This window comes from Faecalicoccus sp. (assembly GCF_036552745.1).
Lineage (GTDB): Bacteria > Bacillota_I > Bacilli_A > Erysipelotrichales > Erysipelotrichaceae > Faecalicoccus.
In genome coordinates this window covers 1-21,305 of sequence record NZ_JAXKBY010000104.1, presented here as the reverse complement: position 1 = coordinate 21,305, position 21,305 = coordinate 1, and the positions used below count along the sequence as shown (strand labels likewise).

20 protein-coding genes and 1 riboswitch are annotated in these 21,305 nt (G+C 41.0%); of the genes, 15 read left to right on the top strand and 5 right to left on the bottom strand.

Going from position 1 to position 21,305, the window contains the following annotated elements; all coding sequences use genetic code 11:
* Together U0M88_RS05115 and cysK are read left to right on the top strand one after the other, a co-directional pair.
* On the top strand, positions 1-223 hold a 223-nt coding region (locus U0M88_RS05115; RefSeq protein WP_331869121.1), incomplete at its 5' end, for a transketolase C-terminal domain-containing protein.
* A gap of 93 nt (positions 224-316) precedes the next feature.
* Positions 317-1,249, top strand: a complete 933-nt coding sequence (gene cysK, locus U0M88_RS05110; protein WP_331869120.1) for a cysteine synthase A — start codon at positions 317-319, stop codon at positions 1,247-1,249.
* A gap of 8 nt (positions 1,250-1,257) precedes the next feature.
* Here the strand turns inward: cysK and eutH are convergent, their stop codons facing one another.
* Entirely contained in the window at positions 1,258-2,289 is a 1,032-nt protein-coding gene (eutH, locus tag U0M88_RS05105; protein ID WP_331869119.1) for an ethanolamine utilization protein EutH, read from the bottom strand.
* Positions 2,290-2,399: 110 nt separating this feature from the next.
* Here eutH and U0M88_RS05100 point away from each other — a divergent pair, with 110 nt between their 5' ends.
* The 11 genes from U0M88_RS05100 (at position 2,400) to pyk (ending at position 12,661) form a co-directional block, all read left to right on the top strand.
* Positions 2,400-3,527 carry an aldo/keto reductase gene (locus tag U0M88_RS05100; RefSeq protein WP_331869118.1) on the top strand — a complete coding sequence of 376 codons (1,128 nt, stop codon included), beginning with the start codon at positions 2,400-2,402 and terminating at the stop codon, positions 3,525-3,527.
* 78 nt (positions 3,528-3,605) lie between these two features.
* The gene (locus tag U0M88_RS05095) at positions 3,606-4,436 is read left to right on the top strand and encodes a Cof-type HAD-IIB family hydrolase (protein ID WP_331869117.1); all 831 of its coding nucleotides are present in this window, start codon (positions 3,606-3,608) and stop codon (positions 4,434-4,436) included.
* A 3-nt stretch (positions 4,437-4,439) separates the two neighbouring features.
* On the top strand, positions 4,440-5,279 hold the full coding sequence (locus U0M88_RS05090; RefSeq protein ID WP_331869116.1) for a DegV family protein: 840 nt from the start codon (positions 4,440-4,442) through the stop codon (positions 5,277-5,279).
* Between the two features lie 87 nt (positions 5,280-5,366).
* Positions 5,367-5,909, top strand: a complete 543-nt coding sequence (locus U0M88_RS05085) for a VanZ family protein (protein WP_331869115.1) — start codon at positions 5,367-5,369, stop codon at positions 5,907-5,909.
* A 58-nt stretch (positions 5,910-5,967) separates the two neighbouring features.
* Positions 5,968-7,017 carry a GYF domain-containing protein gene (locus U0M88_RS05080; protein WP_294688605.1) on the top strand — a complete coding sequence of 350 codons (1,050 nt, stop codon included), beginning with the start codon at positions 5,968-5,970 and terminating at the stop codon, positions 7,015-7,017.
* On the top strand, positions 7,010-7,399 hold the full coding sequence (locus U0M88_RS05075) for a DUF2752 domain-containing protein (RefSeq protein WP_294688603.1): 390 nt from the start codon (positions 7,010-7,012) through the stop codon (positions 7,397-7,399). Before U0M88_RS05080 ends, U0M88_RS05075 begins: the two co-directional genes overlap by 8 nt.
* Before the next feature lie 109 nt (positions 7,400-7,508).
* Positions 7,509-7,674: riboswitch (Lysine riboswitch) on the top strand.
* Between the two features lie 75 nt (positions 7,675-7,749).
* Positions 7,750-8,574 carry a transporter substrate-binding domain-containing protein gene (locus U0M88_RS05070; protein ID WP_022790449.1) on the top strand — a complete coding sequence of 275 codons (825 nt, stop codon included), beginning with the start codon at positions 7,750-7,752 and terminating at the stop codon, positions 8,572-8,574.
* 16 nt (positions 8,575-8,590) lie between these two features.
* A complete protein-coding gene (locus U0M88_RS05065; RefSeq protein ID WP_331869114.1) occupies positions 8,591-9,319 on the top strand; it encodes an amino acid ABC transporter permease in 729 nt (242 codons plus the stop codon).
* Positions 9,320-9,328: 9 nt separating this feature from the next.
* On the top strand, positions 9,329-10,066 hold the full coding sequence (locus U0M88_RS05060) for an amino acid ABC transporter ATP-binding protein (RefSeq protein ID WP_303971208.1): 738 nt from the start codon (positions 9,329-9,331) through the stop codon (positions 10,064-10,066).
* A 171-nt stretch (positions 10,067-10,237) separates the two neighbouring features.
* Positions 10,238-11,200: a 6-phosphofructokinase gene (gene pfkA, locus U0M88_RS05055; protein ID WP_022790446.1), complete on the top strand. Its 963-nt coding sequence runs from the start codon at positions 10,238-10,240 to the stop codon at positions 11,198-11,200.
* A gap of 30 nt (positions 11,201-11,230) precedes the next feature.
* Positions 11,231-12,661 (top strand): pyruvate kinase, encoded by a 1,431-nt coding sequence (gene pyk / locus U0M88_RS05050; protein WP_168966315.1) that lies wholly within the window; start codon positions 11,231-11,233, stop codon positions 12,659-12,661.
* Positions 12,662-12,763: 102 nt separating this feature from the next.
* Here pyk and U0M88_RS05045 read toward each other — a convergent pair whose 3' ends face one another.
* The gene (locus U0M88_RS05045; RefSeq protein ID WP_331869113.1) at positions 12,764-16,036 is read right to left on the bottom strand and encodes an FtsX-like permease family protein; all 3,273 of its coding nucleotides are present in this window, start codon (positions 16,034-16,036) and stop codon (positions 12,764-12,766) included.
* Positions 16,036-16,740, bottom strand: coding sequence for an ABC transporter ATP-binding protein (locus U0M88_RS05040; RefSeq protein ID WP_117446910.1), 705 nt, complete (start codon positions 16,738-16,740; stop codon positions 16,036-16,038). The genes U0M88_RS05045 and U0M88_RS05040 overlap by 1 nt, the downstream gene beginning before the upstream one ends.
* A 139-nt stretch (positions 16,741-16,879) precedes the next feature.
* Here U0M88_RS05040 and U0M88_RS05035 point away from each other — a divergent pair, with 139 nt between their 5' ends.
* Both U0M88_RS05035 and U0M88_RS05030 read left to right on the top strand, forming a co-directional pair.
* Complete coding sequence (locus U0M88_RS05035) at positions 16,880-17,746, top strand: DegV family protein (protein ID WP_331869112.1); 867 nt, start codon at positions 16,880-16,882, stop codon at positions 17,744-17,746.
* The gene (locus tag U0M88_RS05030) at positions 17,747-18,598 is read left to right on the top strand and encodes a DegV family protein (protein WP_331869111.1); all 852 of its coding nucleotides are present in this window, start codon (positions 17,747-17,749) and stop codon (positions 18,596-18,598) included. It begins immediately after the preceding gene.
* A 104-nt stretch (positions 18,599-18,702) separates the two neighbouring features.
* On the opposite strand, the gene U0M88_RS05025 is transcribed toward U0M88_RS05030, so the two are convergent.
* On the bottom strand, positions 18,703-20,565 hold the full coding sequence (locus U0M88_RS05025) for an ABC transporter ATP-binding protein (RefSeq protein ID WP_331869110.1): 1,863 nt from the start codon (positions 20,563-20,565) through the stop codon (positions 18,703-18,705).
* Positions 20,558-21,305 (bottom strand): ABC transporter ATP-binding protein (locus tag U0M88_RS05020; protein WP_331869109.1); only part of this gene is annotated, 748 nt, incomplete at its 5' end. The genes U0M88_RS05020 and U0M88_RS05025, both read right to left, overlap by 8 nt.

Genomic DNA, 21,305 nt, shown 5'->3' with positions numbered 1-21,305 from the left:
GAAAACACACGATGTGATTGTAACAATTGAAGAGCACAATGTGATCGGCGGCCTGGGCGGAGCGGTAGCGGAAACCCTGGCACCGTATGGACTGGCATGTCGTCAGTACATGATGGGCATGCAGGACAGTTTTGGACGAAGCGGCAAACCAAAAGACTTATTAGCCTACTATCATTTGGATGCTTCAAGCATTGCCCAAAAGATCAAAGAAATCATGAAGTAACGAGAACTGCCATAGGGCAGTTCTTTTGACAATTTTGAAAAGTTTGTTATAATCCCTACTATAAAGATAGGTATTGATAAAGGAGGCATAACTATGACTATCTATAAAAATGTTACAGAGCTTATCGGAAATACGCCGGTAGTAGAGCTGTCAAAGCTTGAAAAACAAGAAGGATTAAAGGCACAGTTGCTTGCGAAAGTGGAATTCTTTAATCCCGCTGGCAGTGTGAAAGATCGTATTGCGAAAAGAATGATTGAAAAAGCCGAAGAACAAGGCTTGTTGAAAGAAGGAGCTACGATCATTGAACCAACCAGTGGAAATACAGGAATCGGGTTAGCTTCTGTCTGTGCCTCCAAGGGATATAAAGCTATCTTCACCATGCCGGAGACAATGAGTGTAGAAAGAAGAAATCTTTTAAAGGCTTATGGAGCCAAGATTGTCTTAACACCAGGTGCCCAGGGAATGAAGGGCGCCATTGCCAAGGCAAAAGAACTACAGGAAAGTACACCGAATTCTTTGATTCCAAGTCAGTTTACCAATTTGGAAAACCCACAGGCACATTATGAAACAACCGGACCGGAGCTTTGGGAACAAACGGATGGAGAGATTGATATCTTTGTGGCAGGTGTCGGAACGGGTGGAACAATTAGCGGTACCGGAAAATATTTGAAGGAAAAGAATCCGAATATAAAGATTGTTGCGGTGGAGCCGGAAGGATCACCGGTATTATCCCAGGGAAAAGCCGGTCCACATGGCATCCAGGGAATCGGCGCCGGATTTGTACCGGATACGTTAAATACAAAGATCTATGATGAGATTATTACCGTTACTAACGAAAATGCCTATAACACAGGCCGTGCTATTGCCCAAAAAGAAGGACTATTGGTGGGAATATCTTCCGGGGCCAGCGTATATGCAGCTATTCAATTGGCAAAGCGTCCGGAAAATGAAGGAAAACGAATCGTAGCCTTAATGCCAGATACCGGAGAGCGTTATCTTTCTACACCGATGTTTACACAAGAGTAAGTCAGAATTTATTTCTGGCTTTTTCTTTTGGTTAGATAAATGGTCAAAAGCCCACCTGTCAATTTAAATACGATAAAGAAAAAGGTTGTCTTTGTATCTGTCATTGCCGCAATAAAGCCCATTTGTCCTCCTAAGGCATACGCACCGCTAACGCAAAAGGCAGCGTTGATTCTTTTGCCTTCCGGACTCATTTTCGGATACAATGGCAAGATCGCAATGGAACTGCCTAAAGAAAGCAACAATCCAATTAAGGTCATTGTTTCGATACCGCAAAACCTTGCAAAGCTCTGTAGTGGCTTTTTGGCATAATGTAAAATGAGTTGACAAAACACATGCGAGCCGGCAACAATCATTGTGATTTGAAAGACAAGCAATAATCCATCAAGTAAAGTATTCATAGATACAAAAGGTAGATGGAAGAAATAAGAGAGAAGTACGATTCCAAAACAAAGAAGACCGATGATTTCAATTCCCTTGGCAAAATACTGAAGAAGCCTCAGCAGCAAGCTTTTATTTTTCCATAATCCCAAAAATAAGAGTCCATAGATACAAAATAGTGGAATCAAGAGGACAAGATCAATTTGTAAGGACAATGGCAGCAATATAGGAATGAGTCCTAATAAGCCATACGTAACACCTTCCATAAAAAGAGGGTGTTCTTTTGGCTTTAATTGACCTAAAAAGATAGGAAATTGAAAGCTGATCAGACATCCCAACGTGCTTGTTAAAAAGACACCGGTTAGAAAAAAGGTGGCAGGATCATGAATATAGCTCTGAATGAGCGGCAGACCGCCTAGATCGGGTGCCAATAAAGAGCCTATGATCACGCTGCTGGAAGGATGTAAGCGTAAAAAGGAAAGGTCTAACTGGTCGGATAAAGTGACAAACAGACAATAAAAACCTAATAAGGAAAGGCAGAGACTACCCATAGTATTTAAAGCCTGGTCGATACATCCGGCCAATCCCCATTTTCCATTTTGAAGTTTATCGAGTAAACCTACAATCGCAAAACCGATGAGAATGCATACAAATATATTCATGTGTCTATTGTATATGCAAAATGCATTATCGGCTATAGTAAACAGGTATTGGAAGACGATTGCGATTGGTTTTATAATAAAACTAAAGATAAACAAAGGAGGGGATCACCTTGATTACACATGATTTTAAAGGAGTGAAATTATCCGGTTTAGGCTTAGGTGCGATGCGATTACCCACTGTAGAGGGAAAAGAGAATCAACCAGATCAAGACAAAGTCAATGAAATGGTAGCCTATGCGATCAAACACGGTATCAATTATTTTGATACCGCATGGGGCTATCATGGAGGTCAAAGCGAAATTGTATTAGGCAATGCTTTAAAGAAATTTGATCGCTCGCAATATTTTCTGGCTGACAAATTTCCCGGATATGATTTAGATGATATGCCACATGTTGAAGAAATCTTTACTAAACAACTACAAAAGTGTCAAACAGAATACTTTGATTTTTATTTATTTCATAATGTCTGTGAGAAAAATATCGATGCGTGTCTCGATCCGCAATATCAAATTTTAGACTATCTTTTAAAACAAAAGGAACAGGGAAGAATCTGTCATTTAGGTTTTTCCTGTCATGGAGAAATGCCGGTATTAAAAAGATTTTTAAAGGAATACGGCGAATATATGGAGTTTTGTCAGCTGCAGATCAATTATGTGGATTGGAAATTTCAACATGCCAGAAAAAAGGTGGAACTGTTGGATCAATACGGTATTGATGTTTGGGTCATGGAGCCTTTGCGTGGTGGCAAGCTTGCCCAGTTAAAGCCGGAATATGAAAGTCGCTTACATGCGCTTCGTCCTACGGAAAGCATACCGGCCTGGGCTTTTCGATTCCTGCAGAGCATACCACAGGTAAAGATGGTTCTTTCCGGGATGTCGAATATGCAACAGCTGCAGGAAAACATTGAAACGTGGTCAACGAAAAAACCTTTAAACGATATGGAAAAAGAAGTCCTGTTTTCCATTGTGGAAGAGATGACAAAGAAGATCGTCGTTCCTTGTACTTCCTGTCGTTATTGTACTTCTCGTTGTCCACAGGGATTGGATATTCCCAAATTATTATCCTTATACAATGAACATGCCTTTAGTCAGGGAGGATTTATCGCCCCTATGGTTGTTTCTACCTTGAAAGATAAAGGGCCTGGTGCCTGCATACAATGTCATAGCTGTGAAAAAGTCTGTCCGCAACAAATTCATATTTCGGAAGTATTAAAAGATTTTACAGTTCGTTTACGATAAAGAAAACAAGAGAAAAATTAGACACTTTTCACAATTAGTCCATAGAAAAACAATTTATACTTGTGATATACTTCTTTCATGGAAACAAATAGACTACGTTTGGTTTTGTGTGATATTGACAGTACGCTGATCAATTCAAAGAGGGAATTAACCCCTCGTACGAAAGATATGATTGAAAAGCTGCATGCGCAAGGTGTGTATTTCGGTCTGGCTTCCGGAAGACCGGTCGATGAACTGCAGCGCTATGCGACAGGATGGGGAATTTCCTTTCCTTTTGAGTTTTTAATTGGTATGAACGGCAGTGAGCTGTGGGATGAAATTCATCAGAAGCAATACGATTACTATAAGTTGAAAAAAGAATGGATCCAGGAAATCCTGGAGGCTATGCATCCCTTTGAAGCCAATGCGTTCATTTATTTGGATGGCAAACTGGTGGCACAAAGAATCGATGAAGCGATGAAGCATTCGGCTGTGACCTCACAAAAACCGATCCATGTGATCGAAAGTGATGCCGAGTTATATGCTTATGATAATGCGAAGATTATGTTTCGCATGAGTGCTGAAGATACTCTGAAGGCCGAAAAGTATTTTAATGAACATCCCAATCCTTATTATAAGGCGTTTAAGACACAGACAACGCTGTTGGAATTTGCCGATCGTCGTATATCAAAAGGCTATACCGTTAAAAAGCTGGCTGATCTGTATGATTTTGGATTGGAAAATATTTGGGCTTTTGGCGATACGACCAACGACAACACGATGTTGGAAGTAAGTGGCAGGGGCATCTGTATGTGTAACGGAAGCGATGATACCAAGGCCATAGCGGATGAAATCACAGAATTTGACAATGACCATGATGGCGTAGCCAACTATATCGAAAAACATTTTTTCAGACATCAAGGAGGTTAGACCATGAAGAAAGTTGCATTAATGATCGATTCAAGTGCGGATATTACCAAAGAAAAGGCAAAAGAACTAAACCTTCATGTTTTGCGTATGCCTGTTATCGTAGATGGAAAGGAATACATGGAAGCAGAAACAATTACCGATGAAGAAGTGTTGGAGGCGTTAGAAGAACAAAAAAGTGTAAAAACGGCCCAGCCAATTGTCGGTGATATGATCAAAATGTGGGATGATTTGTTGAAAACACACGATGAGGTGTTTTATCTTCCCTTAACCAATGCGTTATCCGGCACCAACAAAACGGCAATCACGCTGGCAAAAAACTATGAAGGAAAAGTAACGGTTGTACAAAGTGAATTTGTATGTTATCCAACGGTGATCATGATGCAGATGGTCAAAGAGATGATTGAAAAAGGATATACTTGTGCGCAGATCAAGGAAAAAATTGAAACAGAAGGAGAATTGCTGGCGGTATTGATACCGGAAAAGCTGGATACATTAAAAGCAGGAGGTCGTATATCACCGGCTGTTGCCGCCATAGCAGGATTATTGAAGATCGTTCCTTTATTGAATATTCGTCATGGTGCCATTGATTTAGAAGACAAGGTTCGCACCTTGAAGAAAGCTTATCAAAAAGGAATTGAAGTCGTGACAAAGGATGTGAATCCGGAGGATTATATCTGGATGGTTATCGATGCCTTTGATCCAAAGAAAAGCGAAGACTGTAAAAAGATGTTGGAGGAGGCCATCGGTCAACCGGTACAGCAGCACTCTTTTAAAACGGTCATCTTATCGCATGTAGGCAAGGGAACCATCGGTTTTGGACGCATCAAAAAGATAGAATATTAGAAAGGCGGAGCATTCCGCTTTTTTTACACCATAATTTAACATATTCATTTTAAATTCATCTTACAGTTCATGCTTATACTGTCACCTATGAAAAATAGAAAAATACGGTTTTTGTTTTCTTTTCTATTTGCGGTATGCTGTGTGGGGTTGATGTTTATCATCTATACGTTATCAAGTGAAGATGGATACGCCTCCGGACAACGCAGTGCCAATGTACAGGAAATCATTAAGGAAAACGTTCATGAATACATGGATTCAACAGAAATAGGACAGAAGCTTCACTATGGACTTCAATCTTTGATTGAAGCGATTTCTCCGGATGGGGATAACTGGTATCAGACCATTCGCAATATTGCGCATTTCAGTTTGTATTTCTTTCTTGCGCTTTTATTGTATATAACTTTTTCTATTGCCGGAATTACCCGACTTTGGAAGATCATCTTATCTTTATTGATTTGTTTAGGCTATGCGCTATTTGATGAATTTCATCAAAGTATGGTCATCGGAAGGATCAGTACGATGGACGATGTTATAGTGGATATGTGCGGAACTTTAATGAGTTTAGGATTTTGTTGGGTCATATCTGCTTTCTGCGCCTGCCTTCGTTCAAAACCAAGGCCGAGATTGTAATTTAGTTAAAATAAGGTATAATTTGTTTAATCAAAATAAACTTTAAGGAGATGTGAACATGGAATGTAAACAATGTGGAAATAGTCTTCCGGAAAATGCTAAGTTTTGTCCGGAATGTGGTGCGCCTGTGCCGACCGATGATGTTGTCGAAGAAACACCATCCGCAAAAGAAAAGGTAGAAGTTGTAGAAGCAGTTATCGAAGAAGATCAAACAACAGAAGCGGAAGAACCGGTGCAAGATGTCGTGGAAGAAGTAGAGGAAACGAAAGAAGAAACGATCACTCAGGAAGAACCGGTTGAATCGGAAGAAGAAAAAGCACAAGCGGAAGAATGGTATTATGTCAGGGAAAGTCAATCGGCTGGACCTTTTACACTGGAGCAGATGATTGAACGAATTCGTGATGCGCAGATCAAAGAAGAAACTTTGGTATGGAAAGCCGGAATGGCTGACTGGCAGAAGTTAAAAGATACGGAATTAAAAGAATATCTTCCGACACCAGATGTAAAGCCGGAAGGAGATCAATGGTATTTTGTCGATGCCAACAATAAACAAAATGGTCCTTATACAGTGGAACAGATGAAAGGCTTGATTCAGGCCCATCAAATTTATGGAAATACGTTTGTATGGAAAACTGGGATGGCTGACTGGAAGCGTTTAAAAGATACAGAACTTGCTTCTTATGTGATGCCGGAAGCACCTAAACAGGAGAGTGCGCATCAAACTTTTACAAAAAAGCCGATCTATATTTCAGAAAGAAGCATTGGATTGTCCATTGTCTTAAGCATTGTGACATGCAGCATTTATTATTACTATTGGTTATATACCTTGGCAAGAGATGTCAATGAATGTTGTAGAGCACAAAATAAATCTGGACCTGGAGAGCCGGGAATTGTCGTACTGTTATCATTGATTACATGCGGTTTATACGGTATTTACTTTTACTGGAAAGCCGGAAAAGTGTTAAGTGAGCTAGAATTTGATAATGGATATAGAGTTTCCGATAACAGTATTATCATGTTAGTTCTTCCGTTCTTAGGCTTAGGTATTATTTCCATGGCCATTTGCCAAAGCACTTTAAACGATATTTGTCGTTACGGAAATGAGTAAAAAGATTATCAAGGTGACAGGGGCTGTTTTCGTATTGCTCCTGTTTCTTCTTTTTATCGGTGTATATTGTCCTATCCAAAAAATCTTTGGGATTCCATGTCCCGGTTGTAATATGACGACCAGTTTATATTATCTGCTTCAGGGAAATCTACAGGCTTCCTTGTTTTATCATGCGATGTTAATTCCTACGATGGTCTTTGGCTTGTTGATTTTCTATTGCCATATCAAAAAAAAGAGGAAGTGGAAAGAGCGGTTACTATGGATGTGGGCCGGTTGTATGATTGTCTATTATATTTATCGTATGGTTTTTATTTTTCCAGATATTCCGATGGTCTATGATACCAACAGCATTTTCGGACAATTCTTCCATATTTCTTTATAGTGGTAAACGGTAGGAAATCTATTTATAAGGCCGTTCAGTGCAGAAAAGGAAGTAAATAGGTTGACAACCTTTTCTAATCTGCCTATAATGAGCACATACAAGTAAATTAGTTGAAGATAGAGGTAGCGATGCATCAGAGTACTGTAGGGAGCCGGCGGGCTGTGAAATACAGGAAAGGTAATCATCGCCGAAGGAAATGATATGGCGATGTCATTTCTTGGGGCTTTGGGAAATACCCAATGCACTCCTTCGCAAGAAGAGGGGTTATCTGAAAGGCGAAAGAACCAAGGCCATATGGATAACACATATGGTCTTTTCTATTTTCAACCTAAATTAGGAGGAAAAGAGATATGAAAAAATTACTTGCAGCATTAGCCGTTGGAACATTGGCTTTGGCCGGTTGTTCAAGTGGTACAGACAGTGCCAATGATGACACGTTTACCGTAGGAATGGAGTGTGGATATCAGCCATTTAACTGGCAAACATCCGATGCCCAAACCGACTCTGCCGTTGAGATCAGCGGCGGTGGAGGATATTGTGATGGATATGATGTAATGATGTCACAAGCCATTGCCGATGAATTAGGTCAAAAATTAGAAGTGAAGAAAATTTCATGGGATGGTCTGCAGCCTGCTTTGGATTCTGGAGAAATTGATGCGATCGTTGCCGGTATGACAGCCAGTGATGAGCGTGAAGAAGGAATCGACTTTACGACACCTTACTACGAAAGTGAAGGAATGGTCATGATCGTTCGTGCGGACAGTGAAATGGCAGGTTATACAGATATCCAGGATTTCTCCGGCCATAAAGTCATCGGACAGAAAAATACCAACTATGATACCGTTATTGATCAAATTGAAGGTGTTGATCATCAGACACCACTTGCGACGTATCCGGAATTAGTAGCTGCTCTGCAAAATGGAGTAGCCGATGGTATTACAGCGGAAATGCCGGTTGCCGAAGGTGTTGTAGCCGCCAATCCAGGACTTGCGATCGTACAGTTTGCAGAAGGACATGGATTTGATGTAGATACGACCGTATCGATCGGATTGAAAGAAGGAACACGCGATTCTGATTTCTTCAAGAGTGTACAGGACGCATTAGATTCCATCAGTCAAGATACAAGAAATGAATATATGAAAACTGCGGTTGAAAACGCACCAACCGAAGAATAGGAAGGTTTGATGATCCATGAGTATCAATTTTGGAAGGGCATATGAAATATTTATAGAGAATTGGAGCTTGTTTTCTTACGGTATCCAAAATACTCTCTTATTCGCAATCGTTGGTACGGTTGTCGGGCTGATCCTGGGATTGATAACCGGAGCCTTGCGTGCAATTCCGGAAGATCCCATGGATTCATTTCCTGTTAAGATTTTAAAGAAGCTTGCGAGATGGATCGTAGGCTTCTATGTCTGGTTTTTTAGGGGTACACCGATGATGGTACAGGCCTTGTTCTTTTTCTACTTGCTTCGTCCGATTTTAGGATGGACAGGTTTCTCGGCCGGTTTGATCATCATCTCAGTCAATACTGGTGCCTATATGGCGGAAATTATTCGTGGTGGTATTCAGTCTATCGATGCCGGACAAAGTGAAGCGGCAAAATCCCTGGGGATGACAACGTTTCAAACGATGGTTTCCATTATTTTTCCGCAAGCCATTAAAAACACCTTTCCGACGATTGGAAATCAGCTGATCGTCAACATCAAAGACAGTTGTATGTTAAATGCGATCCAGGTAACAGAGCTTTACTTCCAGTCTTCTTCGGTAGCCGGAAGTAACATGAAATTTGCCGAAGTTTACTTTTTGGAAATGGTGATGTACCTTGCCTTAACAACGATCGCAACATTGATCCTGAATGCTGTGGAAAGAAAAATCAACAAGACAAAGACAGTAACAATCAAGGAAAACTGCGCATAGGAGGTTTGTATGGAAACAGTCATTCAAGTACAACATTTGAAAAAACATTTTGGGGATCTTCAAGTTTTAAACGATATCGACTTTGAAATCAATAAAGGAGAAGTAGTTACGATTATCGGATCCTCCGGTTCGGGAAAAAGTACGCTTCTTCGCTGTATCAACTTGTTGGAGATTCCGGATGGCGGAAACATCTTATATAAAGGAACAGATATTTTAAGTGGCAAGCTTCCTTTGACAACCTATCGTTCCAAAGTGGGAATGGTTTTTCAAAGCTTTAATTTATTTGCGAATAAGACCGTTTTAGAAAATTGTATGATCGGCCAGATCAAAGTCTTAAAGCGTTCGAAAGAAGAAGCACAAAAAATTGCCATGCAGCACTTGGAAGAAGTCGGTATGCAGAATTTTGCCGATGCCAGTTCGACACGTTTATCCGGTGGACAAAAGCAACGTGTGGCGATTGCCCGTGCTTTATGTATGGATCCGGAAGTCTTATTGTTTGATGAACCAACATCGGCGTTAGACCCGGAAATGGTTGGCGATGTTTTAGAAGTTATGCAGACACTAGCCAAAGAAGGCTTGACAATGGCTATTGTGACCCATGAGATGCAGTTTGCCAAAGATGTCAGTGATCGTGTGATCTTTATGGACAAAGGAGTCATTGCCGAAGAAGGAGCACCGCAGCAGATTTTTGAAAAACCGCAGCACCAGCGTACAAAACAATTCTTATCACGTTATTTTGACCGTTAAAAAACGGTCTTTTTTGTGGTTGGTCATTTTGAAAACAGTTACATTTTTCAATTCTGTTACAATCCAAATTTCATAAAAACTTAACAGCTTTTTTTCTTCTTTTTCGACGGGCATTGTGTTATATTTAAAGTGCTATAGAATGGTTAAAGATTGTTCTTAGGAGGAATACATATGGTTAGAAGAATCGGTATTTTAACCTCAGGAGGAGACTCGCCGGGGATGAACGCAGCCATACGAGCTGTCACAAAAGTCGGTTTGAACAGTGGCCTTGAAGTATTCGGTATCTATAATGGATACAAAGGAATGGTAGAGGGCTATATTGAACCGATGACTCGCGAAACGATTCGTGAGATTGTCAACCGCGGAGGAACGATTCTTGGATCGGCCCGTTTACCGGAGTTTAAAGATGAGGAAGTTCGCCGCAAGGCCATTCATCAGCTTTCCAAACGAGGCATTGAGGCCGTTGTTGTTATCGGAGGGGACGGTTCGTATCGTGGTGCCTTGTCGTTGACAGAAATGGGAATCAACTGTATTGGTTTGCCGGGTACGATCGATAACGATATCACCTGTACAGATTTCACGATTGGATTCCATACGGCATTGGAAACCGTTGTCGATGCAATCGATAAACTGCGTGATACATCAAATTCTCATCATCGCTGTTCTATTGTTGAAGTTATGGGAAACCGTTGTGGAGATCTGGCCCTTTGGTCAGGAATCGCATCCGGAGCCGATATGATCGTGACCAGTGAAACCGGTTTTGATGAAAATGACGTTTTGGATCGCTTACGCGATTTGGATATTATACGAAAGAAAAAACATGCGATTGTCGTGATTTCCGAGAAGATCACCGATGTCGATCAGTTTGCCAAGAAAGTGACATTGAATACAGGTTTTTCAGGAAGGGCAACTGTATTAGGCCACATTCAGCGTGGTGGTTCACCATGTCCATATGATCGTATGTTGGCTTCTCAAATGGGAGAAAAAGCAGTAGATCTTTTAATGCAGGGCATTGGAGGACATTGTGTCTGCATTCGCGACAATAAGATCGTATCTTACCCGATCGAAAAGGCACTGAGCATGCCTGCTGAATCTCGTAAGCCATTACAAAACTTATTTGAACGATTAGTTTAGAAGGAAAAAAGGAAGGAATCGAAAAAAATTATGTGTATTAGTGACAAGAAGACAAAAATTATTTGTACGATCGGTCCGGCCAGTGAAGATAAGGAAACTTTGAAGAAACTGGTTTTGGCTGGTATGAACATTGCCCGTTTGAACTTCTCTCATGGAAGTTATGAAGAACATGGCAATCGAATCAAATTGATTCGTGAAGTTTCTAAGGAGTTAAATAAACCAATCGGTATCTTATTGGATACAAAAGGTCCGGAAATCCGTTTAGGTGATTTTAAAGATGGCGGCTGCCAGTTTAACGAAGGTGACGTTGTCAAAATCGTTAAAAAGGAAGTAGAAGGAACACATGAACAGTTTACACTGCGGTGTCCGGAAGTCTTCCACGACGTAAAAGCCGGTGACTGCATCTTAATGGATGATGGAAAATTAAAAGTGACGATTCTGGAAGTAACAGAAGATGAGATTCAGGGACGTATTGAAAACCCTCACTTCTTAAAGAGCCGTAAAGGATGTAACTTGCCAGGTGTTGTATTAAGTATGCCTTTCATTTCGGAAAAGGATGAAGCTGATATCCGTTTTGGGTGTAAACAAGATGTGGATTATATCGCAGCCAGCTTTACACGCCGTAAAGATGATGTATTGGCCATTCGTAAGATCTTGATTTCTGAAAGAAAAGACAACATTCAGATTTTCCCTAAGATCGAAAACCAGGAAGGTTTTGATAACCTGCGTGATATTTTGGAAGTCAGTGACGGTGTCATGGTTGCCCGTGGTGACTTAGGTGTTGATGTCAGCCTGGAAATGGTTCCGATTTATCAGAAACAGATCATCTCAATTGCCAATGAATTAGGTAAACCAGTTGTCACAGCTACACATATGTTGGAAAGTATGCAGGAAAACCCACGTCCAACACGAGCAGAAGCCAGTGATGTTGCCAATGCGATCATGGATGGTACAGACTGTATCATGTTGTCAGGAGAAAGTGCTGCCGGTCATTATCCGGTAGAATGTGTACAGACAATGCACCGTATCGCCGATGCGATCGAGCCTATGATTCCTTATCAACAACGTTTAAAACAAGGAATTCGTACTTCACGTAATTCTTTGAACGATGCCATTGGTGTCAGTGCTGCCGATACATCCATTGCGTTGGATATCAAATGCATCATTGCCTTTACACAGAGTGGTCTAACAGCTCGTCGTTTGGCACGTTTTAGACCACAAGCTCCAATCATCGGTGTATGTTTCGATGAAGTTACGGAAAGAGCCATGCTTCCAATCTTTGGTGTAGAGCCATATTTCAGTGATATCCAGAATACACGTGAAAACGATGTAGATTTGGCTAAAAACATTGCCTTGATGAAGGGTTGCCATTATGGCGATTTCATCATTGTTGTTGCCGGTTATCCGGAAGGACACGGGGCAACAAATATGATGCGTATTGTCGAAATCACTGAAAACTAAGTAATCACAATCCGCTATGAATGAGTAGGAAACGAAAGTTCATAGCTTTTTTCTTGGGTCACTACCGGGAAGCGACAAATGAAAAGAGTAAGGTTTTTAGCCTTACTCTACTGCTTTTAAAGATTCAACCATTTGAATCTTTTTTAATTTAAAGGACATGAAGAAGTTAATGATCAATGTAAAGATCATGGTCATCGCAAAACTGATCAAATAAGATTGTGGAAGGATCGTTCGACCAAACATCACATCATCCATTTCGGCTAAATTCATGATCAGATGATGAAGGCCGATACCGATAAATAATCCTAATAGGGCACCTATGATCGATAATAAGATCCCTTCTCGATTGACATACTGGTTTACTTCACGTTTGGTAAATCCCAAGACTTTGATCGTAGCGATTTCGCGAACTCTTTCACTGATATTGACATTGCTTAAGTTATACAATACCACAAAGGCTAATAGGGCGGCACTGATGACCAATACCACAACGATAAAGGAAATGCTGCTGATCATATCAGTAAAGTTTTTCTGTAAGGATGAATAGAAAGTAACACTTTCTACGCCATTAAGTTCCATCAATCGATTTCCTAATTCTTTTTCAAAGCTCTCACTTTGATCCTTTGTTTTGATCATGTAGATCGTATTCACATCGATACTTTGACTGAGTGTGTTGAAGTAATCCTTTGTCATATAGATATGATGACCTACATAGTTTTCAAAGATGCCGCTGACCTTGATTTCCAGATCTTTATCATCACTGGTGATTTGGAAAGTATCTCCTGTTTCAAGATTTAACTTATCGGCAAGCTTCTGAGAAAGCAGTACACCTTGATTGGTTAAAGATAAAGAATCATCCTTCATTGTTTTTAAAGTGGTAAACGCATCAAAATGATCTAAATCCTCAATGATGTGTGAAGTGACTGTCTGATCCTCTCCTTCGATATTAACTGTACCGGAGAATTGTTGTTCTTCAAAGAGAGCATCCACACCTTTTAAATCTTGAATCTGGTCGGCTAAGAACTTACTTTCTTGAGTGGCCGAGATCGTGGCATTATAGTGATAGATGTTGCCATATTGTTGTTGGGCAATATCGCCAATACTGTCGTTGATTCCAAATCCGGCTACCAACAAGGCCGAACAGCCGGCAATACCAATGACAGTCATAAAGAAACGTTTCTTATAGCGGAAGATATTTCGGGCGGTGACTTTATGTAAAAAGGTCAGTCGATTCCACAAAGGTTTGATACGTTCTAATAAGATCTTCTTTCCGGCTTTGGATGCTTTTGGACGCATTAGCTGGCTTGGAACTTCCACGAGTTCGGCATAAATCGAATAAATCGTAGCCAGTAAAGTAATTCCGGTCACAGAACCGGAGGCCAGTAAAATCAAACCTGGCTGTGATGCGAAATGAATGGTCTCTAAATTATATAACATATTCCATGCGGTAAAGATCACAGTTGGAAAGACAATCATACCCACTGCACATCCAATGGCGGAGCCTATAATGCTGGCAATCAGGGCATAGATTAAATATTTGCTGGCGATTTGTATCTTAGAATACCCCAAAGCCTTTAAAGTACCGATTTCATTTCTTTGTTCATCAACCATTCTTGTCATGGTTGTCATACAAACAAGGGCAGCCACCATAAAGAAGAAGACCGGGAATACCGCAGCAATTCCATCCATTCGATCGGCACAGGCGCCATAATCTCGGTATGAGTAATGGGAGTTACGATCCAGTACCATCCATTCGCCGTTCAATTCATCCACTTGTTTTTGTGCTTCATCGATTTCTTTTTGTGCTTCCTGTTTTTGAGAATCTAACTCCTGCTGCCCCTCTATCAACTCCTGGCGTCCGCTTTCTAAATCTTGTTTAGCACTTTCCAGTTGTGTTAAACCAGTTTCATATTGTTGTTGGGCTTGTACAAGCTGGTTATAAGCTGTCTCCAGCTGGCTTTGGGCAGCTAATAAGGCATCACGATTTGCCAACAGTTCCGGTTTTTGTTGAATCGCTTGTTGAATGTTTGCTTCCTGCGTTTGAAGTTGTGCATATTGTGTTTGTAAGGATTGTTCCTGATTTACTAAATATTCATAGCCCTGGATTGTTTGATCAATTTGTGCCAGATGTTCTTCCAGGGTGGCCTTAGTTTGATTCAATGGATCTAAAAGTTCAGAATCCGGTGGTAAAGAAGCAATTTGATCTTCCAGCTGTTTTAGATGTTCTTCTAACTCCGGTTTGATTTGAAGCGCTTGATCATACATTGGCTGTAGTTGTGTTTTTTGTGCCTGTATTTGTTCCAGACCACTTTGAAGTTGTGCCAGTCCTTCCTGTACAGCCGGAAGACTGGCTTCGGTCTGATTGATCTGTTCCAGCGCCGCATTTAAAGTCGGCAGATTTTCTAACGCCTTTTGACCGGCATAGTATTCATTCCATCCGGCATCCAGCTGTGCTTTGGAGTCTGCCAATGTTTGTTCACTCTGTTGAATCTGTGCACTGCCATCTTCAATTTGTTGACTGGCTTCATCCAATTGATTCTGTGCATTTTGAATTTCACTGTTAAACTCTGCTTTGGCATCATCTACAGCAGCCTGGCTTTCTTCTAAACGAATCTTGATTTGTCCATCGGCCATGTCTTCCAATTTTTTTACCACAGGATCGATGATATCAAAGTATTCTTCATCATAGGAATTGTACGCTTTAGCGCCTTTGACAAGTACATCGGCTTCTGTATAGTATTCGGATTTGATGTTTTCTTCCGGTACGAAAACAAACCCGTTTAAAGTACCGGAACCGATCAAGCTGCTTCCTTTTTGATAACTCAAATACGTTGGTGTATAACAAGTGCCGACGATCGTATAAGTATCCTGCTGCAGGGAATCACTGATTGGCGTATCAGTGCCACTGGTCAATGTGATCTTTTCACCGATCTCTAAATTTCCAAAGAGTGTATTGGTGGCACTGGCAGCCTCAATCAAGCATTCATTTTCATTTTCCGGCATGCGTCCATCCACCAAACGAATCGTATTGACTTCCTGCTGATTGGGAAGCGAGAAAAGCTTTAATACCAGTTGTGTATTTTCTTTTTTGGTCAGCACATCCATCGTATAGAGGCCCTGTACGCGATCCACACCTTCTATTTTGGAAATCGCATCGATATCCTCCTTCGTTAACCCCAAGGTCGAATAGATTTGGATGTCCTGTAAATTTTGTTGGTCAAAATATTGATCGGCAGAATACTTCATGTCGGGAGCGGAGGCTTTTACGCCCGCAAAAAAGGCAACTCCAATCGCAACGATCGAAAGAATGGAAAAGAATCGTCCAAAAGAGCTTTTGATCTCGCAGAAGATATTTTTTAAAAACGTTTTAGGCATCAGTATTCAATCTGATCAATATCCATTGGAGAGGGATTGATTTCAATCGAGTCGATCTTTCCGCTCTTTACTTTGATGACTTTATCGCCCATCGGCGTTAAGGCAAGATTGTGGGTGATGACAACAACCGTCTTTTTTTGTTTGCGACAAGTATCCTGTAAGACTTTTAAGACTTGTTTTCCTGTTTTGTAGTCAAGAGCCCCTGTTGGTTCATCACAAAGTAAAAGCTTTGGATTTTTGGCCAGTGCTCTGGCAATCGCAACACGTTGTTGTTCACCTCCGGAAAGTTGACTTGGAAAGTTATCCATTCTTTCTTCCAATCCAACAGATCGTATGGTTTCTTCTATATCTAAAGGATTTTTACAAATTTGTGTGGCAAGTTCTACATTTTCTTTGAGCGTTAGATTTTGTACCAGGTTATAAAACTGAAAGACAAAACCGACATCATAGCGACGATACAGTGTCAGCTCTTTTTCGTTATAGGCACTGATCGTTTGATGATCGACGATGATCTTTCCTTCGGTGACTGTATCCATGCCGCCTAAAAGATTTAAGATCGTACTCTTACCGGCTCCACTGGCACCGGCGATAATGACAAACTCACCTTGATCAATGGAAAAAGATACGCCATCCAGCGCATGAATCTTGATTTCTCCCATTGTATATGTTTTTCTGACATCCTCAAATGTAATAAAACCGGCCATAAAAACACCTCTGTATTGTTACTACAATTATAGCATGGCCCTGTTAAAATGACAGGGGGAATTTTGGGAAACCAAGGGACGCACGATTGAGAAAAGCCGGATATCGTGATACCATATAGCCAAAGGATGGAGAATCAAAATGAAAGTAAGAGTATTGACAGATAGTGGCTGTGGCTTGACCAAAGAAGAAGCGGCACAGTACCACTTGGATTATTTGCCTTTACAGGTCATTGTAGAAAATAAGACGTATTTAGACGGTATCGATCTAACGACAGAACAGTTATATGATTTGATCGATAAAGGCTATTTACCGCAAACCAGCATGCCACCTTTAGGCATGATCGAAGAGCTTTTTGATCAATATAAAAAAGAAGGCGTGACCGATGTTGTGGCAGTCACGTTATCCAGCGGTTTATCGGGGACCAATCAGGCTATACAGGCTAGTGCCAAATGGCATGAAATCAAGGTACATACACTTGATATTTATACGACATTAAGCGTGGAAAAATATTTGGCGATCAGTGCTGCCAAGTTAAATGATAAAGGGTATGTACCAGATGAAATCATTCATCGTTTACAGGATGTCGTAGAGCATTCACAGGGCTTTTTGATTCCGGAAGACTTGGATCATTTAGCTCGCGGTGGGCGTTTGACACCGATGGCTGCCAAACTGGCCGGCATGTTGAAAATTAAACCGATTCTTGAAGTCAGCAAGAATTCGGAAGGAAAAGTAGGAACCTGCGATAAGGTTCGTACCATGGCCAAAGCTATTTCCAAGGCGGCTAAGCTGGCGGCCAAGGGGGCAAAAGAGGCCGGCGATTGCGTATATTTTGTTCTGGATTCTGCATCGGAAGAAAACGCAAAGCTATGCGTGGAAGAATTACAGGCTTTGATCGGAAAAGATGTCAAGATCGAAAGAGAATCGATCTGCAGTGTCATTGCCGCTCATACCGGACTTGGTTCGGTTGCTTTTCAGTATTGTAAAAAGGTGAAGGGGGCCGATTAAATGAAAATCGCATTTGTAACGGATACCGGTACCGGACATGATCCGGACTATTGGAAAGAACGGGGAATCTATTGTCTTCCTTTACAGATCGAATATAATGGTAATTCCTATGATGAGTATGTCACTATTCCCTATGCCAAGGTTATTGAAAATCTACATGAACAAATCTTGATGAAGACAAGTCTGCCAAAACCAGGTTTGATGGAAGATCTTTTTGAAGATTTAAAAAAGGAAGGCTATGATGCCATATTCTGCGTACCTATCTGTAAAGGTTTATCCAGCACGTATGATACCTTGGAAATGATGGCCAAGGAAGCCGATTTACAGTTTTATGGCGTAGATTGTTATGTTACCGCGGTTGTACAGGGTAGAATGATCGAGATTGCCAAGGAGATGATTGAATCCGGTCATACGATTGAAGAGACTATTGCCCGTCTGGAGCGTATTGCCCAAAGCTGCGAAACCATTTTATTGTGTGATGATCTTCACCATATGAAACGAGGGGGAAGACTAACACCGACAGCGGCTGTTTTAGGCGGCCTGTTAAAAATCAAGCCGGTTTTGTATTTGGATAAAAAGACTAAGGGGCGTGTTGATGTATTGGCAAAAGTCAGAACCATGTCAAAAGCCCAGGATCGAGTGATTGAATTTATAAAGGAAAAAGGTGTTCTTTCGGATTTTACTTTTATCGTTGCTCATGTCGATGTATTGGATGCTGCTGTTGATTATGCGCAAAAAATACAAAAGTCATTTGATGGCGCTAAAGTAAAGATCATTGATTTGGTCAGTGCCGTAGGCATTCATACCGGTTTAGGATGTCTGGCTTTACAAGTTTTTAATGAAAATGCATAATAGAAAGCCCTCTGTTTGATGGAGGGCTTTTGTCAGACATAAAGATAAAACAAAAAAAATAGAACTTGTTCAAGATTTTAAATCTTGGCAAGTTCTATCTTTTTTTATTCTAATTCGAAGGCACCGGTATATAACTGATAGTACGTTCCTTTTTGTTGGATCAAATCATCATGGCTTCCTCGCTCAATGATTCGACCATTTTCCAATACCATGATCGCATCACTGTTTTGAATCGTACTCAAACGGTGGGCAATGACAAATACTGTTCGTCCCTGCATCAGCTTATCCATACCATCCTGCACGATACGTTCCGTATGTGTGTCGATGGATGAAGTGGCTTCATCTAAAATCAATACCGGTGGATTGGCAACGGCAGCACGGGCAATGGACAATAACTGCTTCTGTCCCTGTGAAAGCGATGTGCCGGAGCCTGTGATCATCGTTTGATAGCCATGATCTAAATGCTTGATGAATTCATGCGCATTGGCAAGTTTAGCCGCTTTGATACATTCATCATCACTCGCATCCAGTTTACCATATCGAATGTTATCCATGATCGTTCCGGTAAATAAGTTTGTATCCTGCAATACGATACCTAAGGAATGTCTTAAATCATCTTTTTTAATCAGCTTGATATCAATACCATCGTAAGTGATCGATCCGTTCTGAATGTCATAGAAACGGTTGATCAAATTGGTGATCGTTGTCTTACCGGCACCGGTTGCACCGACAAAGGCAATTTTTTCACCTGGTTTGGCAAATAGATTAATGTCGTGTAAAATCGTTTTCTTTTCATTGTAGCCAAAGATGACATCGTGGAAACGTACATCCCCTTTTAATGGAACCAGTTCAACACTGCCATCTTCTCTTGGGTGACGCCAGCACCAATGTCCGGTATTTTTATCCGTTTCGCTAAGCGAGCCATCTTCATGAATTTCCACATTGGTCAAAGTGACTTTTCCATCATCGACTTCGCTTGGTGTATCAATCAGTTCAAAGATACGAGAAGCACCGGCAGCGGCCATGACAACGGAGTTGATCTGTTGCGAGATCTGACCAATCGGGTTGTTGAAGGAACGGTTTAACTGTAAGAAGGCGGCAATCGTACCTAACGTTAGACCGCCGATTCCATTGAGTGCCAGCAACGATCCGATAATGGCAGTCAAAACATAACTTAAATAGCCTAAGTTTCCGATGATCGGCATCAAAATGTTGGCATACATATTCGCATTGGCACTGGCCTTGAATAACTGATCGTTGACCACATTAAAGTCTTTTAAGCTTTGTTCTTCATGACAGAAGACTTTGATGACCTTGCTTCCTTCGACCATCTCTTCAATAAATCCGTTGACTTTTCCTAAATCATCCTGCTGGGCGCGGAAATATCGGCCGGAGCGGGAAGTGATAAAGCGAGATACGATGATCATGATAACGGCCATCACAATCGCAACGATTGTCAAAGGGATGTCCAAAATCAGCATGGAGATCAAAACGGAAATCATGGTCACGATACTTACGATCATCTGCGGTACTGCCATCGTCAACAACTGACGAAGGGTATCGGTATCGTTGGTATAGATCGACATGATATCACCATGCGCATGGGTATCAAAATAACCGATCGGCAAGGTTTCCATATGTTCAAACAAGTGGTCACGAGTATCACGTAAGGTACCTAAGGCAACATTCAACAGAATACGGTTGTATAAATAGGTACAAAGAATACCGGCCACATAAATGCACAACAATGTCAATAATGCTTGTACTAACGGTCCAAAATCCGGTGTATCCTGACTTAACATCGGTACGATATAGACGTCAATCAAATCTTTTAGGAAAGTGGATCCATATACATTGGCAAAACAGCTAATTAAAATAAAGATCAAGATAAAGAAGCAGGCCAGTTTATAATTTGAAATCGTGACTTTGATGATGCGGGAAAGTCCGTTGTTTTTTGTCTTATTCACTTAAACTGCCTCCTTTCTGTTGTTCCTGGAAAGTTTCACGATAGAGCTTGTTGGTCTTCAACAATTCTTCGTGTGTTCCTAATCCGGAAATATGTCCTTCATCCAACACAAGGATCTGATCCGAGTCCTGAATGGAACTGACACGCTGTGAAATGATGATCCGTGTCGTATCCGGAATTTTTTCCATGAAAGCCTGACGAATCAAGGCATCGGTTTTAGTATCGACAGCGCTGGTCGAATCATCCAAAATCAAGATTTTTGGTTTTTTCAAGATCGCACGCGCGATACATAAACGCTGACGCTGTCCACCGGAAACGTTGGTTCCACCTTGTTCGATGTACGTATTGTATTTATCCGGCATCTTCTGAATAAATTCATCTGCCTGTGCTAATTTACAAGCTTCTTCGATTTCTTCATCGGTAGCATTTGGATCACCCCAGCGCATATTTTCTTTAATGGTTCCGGAGAACAATACGTTCTTTTGAAGAACCATGGCCACACTGTTTCTCAGGCTTTCCAGATCGTAATCACGAACATCGATACCGGCTACTTTTACGCTTCCGCCGGTTACATCGTAAAGTCTTGGAATCAACTGCACCAAGGATGATTTGGCCGATCCGGTAGCCCCTAAGATTCCTAAAGTCGAACCGCTTGGGATATGCAGATCGATATTGTCTAAGACATAATTGGCTTCATCTTGAATGTTGGTGTATTCAAAGTAAACATCTTCAAAATCGATT

Coding starts and splice junctions, on each gene's coding strand:
- U0M88_RS05090 (WP_331869116.1), top strand. CDS start 4,440: ATGAAGAAAGTTGCATTAATGATCGATTCAAGTGCGGATATTACCAAA.
- U0M88_RS05070 (WP_022790449.1), top strand. CDS start 7,750: ATGAAAAAATTACTTGCAGCATTAGCCGTTGGAACATTGGCTTTGGCC.
- U0M88_RS05080 (WP_294688605.1), top strand. CDS start 5,968: ATGGAATGTAAACAATGTGGAAATAGTCTTCCGGAAAATGCTAAGTTT.
- cysK (WP_331869120.1), top strand. CDS start 317: ATGACTATCTATAAAAATGTTACAGAGCTTATCGGAAATACGCCGGTA.
- U0M88_RS05065 (WP_331869114.1), top strand. CDS start 8,591: ATGAGTATCAATTTTGGAAGGGCATATGAAATATTTATAGAGAATTGG.
- pfkA (WP_022790446.1), top strand. CDS start 10,238: ATGGTTAGAAGAATCGGTATTTTAACCTCAGGAGGAGACTCGCCGGGG.
- eutH (WP_331869119.1), bottom strand. CDS start 2,289: ATGAATATATTTGTATGCATTCTCATCGGTTTTGCGATTGTAGGTTTA.
- U0M88_RS05030 (WP_331869111.1), top strand. CDS start 17,747: ATGAAAATCGCATTTGTAACGGATACCGGTACCGGACATGATCCGGAC.
- U0M88_RS05035 (WP_331869112.1), top strand. CDS start 16,880: ATGAAAGTAAGAGTATTGACAGATAGTGGCTGTGGCTTGACCAAAGAA.
- U0M88_RS05075 (WP_294688603.1), top strand. CDS start 7,010: ATGAGTAAAAAGATTATCAAGGTGACAGGGGCTGTTTTCGTATTGCTC.
- U0M88_RS05060 (WP_303971208.1), top strand. CDS start 9,329: ATGGAAACAGTCATTCAAGTACAACATTTGAAAAAACATTTTGGGGAT.
- U0M88_RS05045 (WP_331869113.1), bottom strand. CDS start 16,036: ATGCCTAAAACGTTTTTAAAAAATATCTTCTGCGAGATCAAAAGCTCT.
- U0M88_RS05040 (WP_117446910.1), bottom strand. CDS start 16,740: ATGGCCGGTTTTATTACATTTGAGGATGTCAGAAAAACATATACAATG.
- pyk (WP_168966315.1), top strand. CDS start 11,231: ATGTGTATTAGTGACAAGAAGACAAAAATTATTTGTACGATCGGTCCG.
- U0M88_RS05095 (WP_331869117.1), top strand. CDS start 3,606: ATGGAAACAAATAGACTACGTTTGGTTTTGTGTGATATTGACAGTACG.
- U0M88_RS05085 (WP_331869115.1), top strand. CDS start 5,367: ATGAAAAATAGAAAAATACGGTTTTTGTTTTCTTTTCTATTTGCGGTA.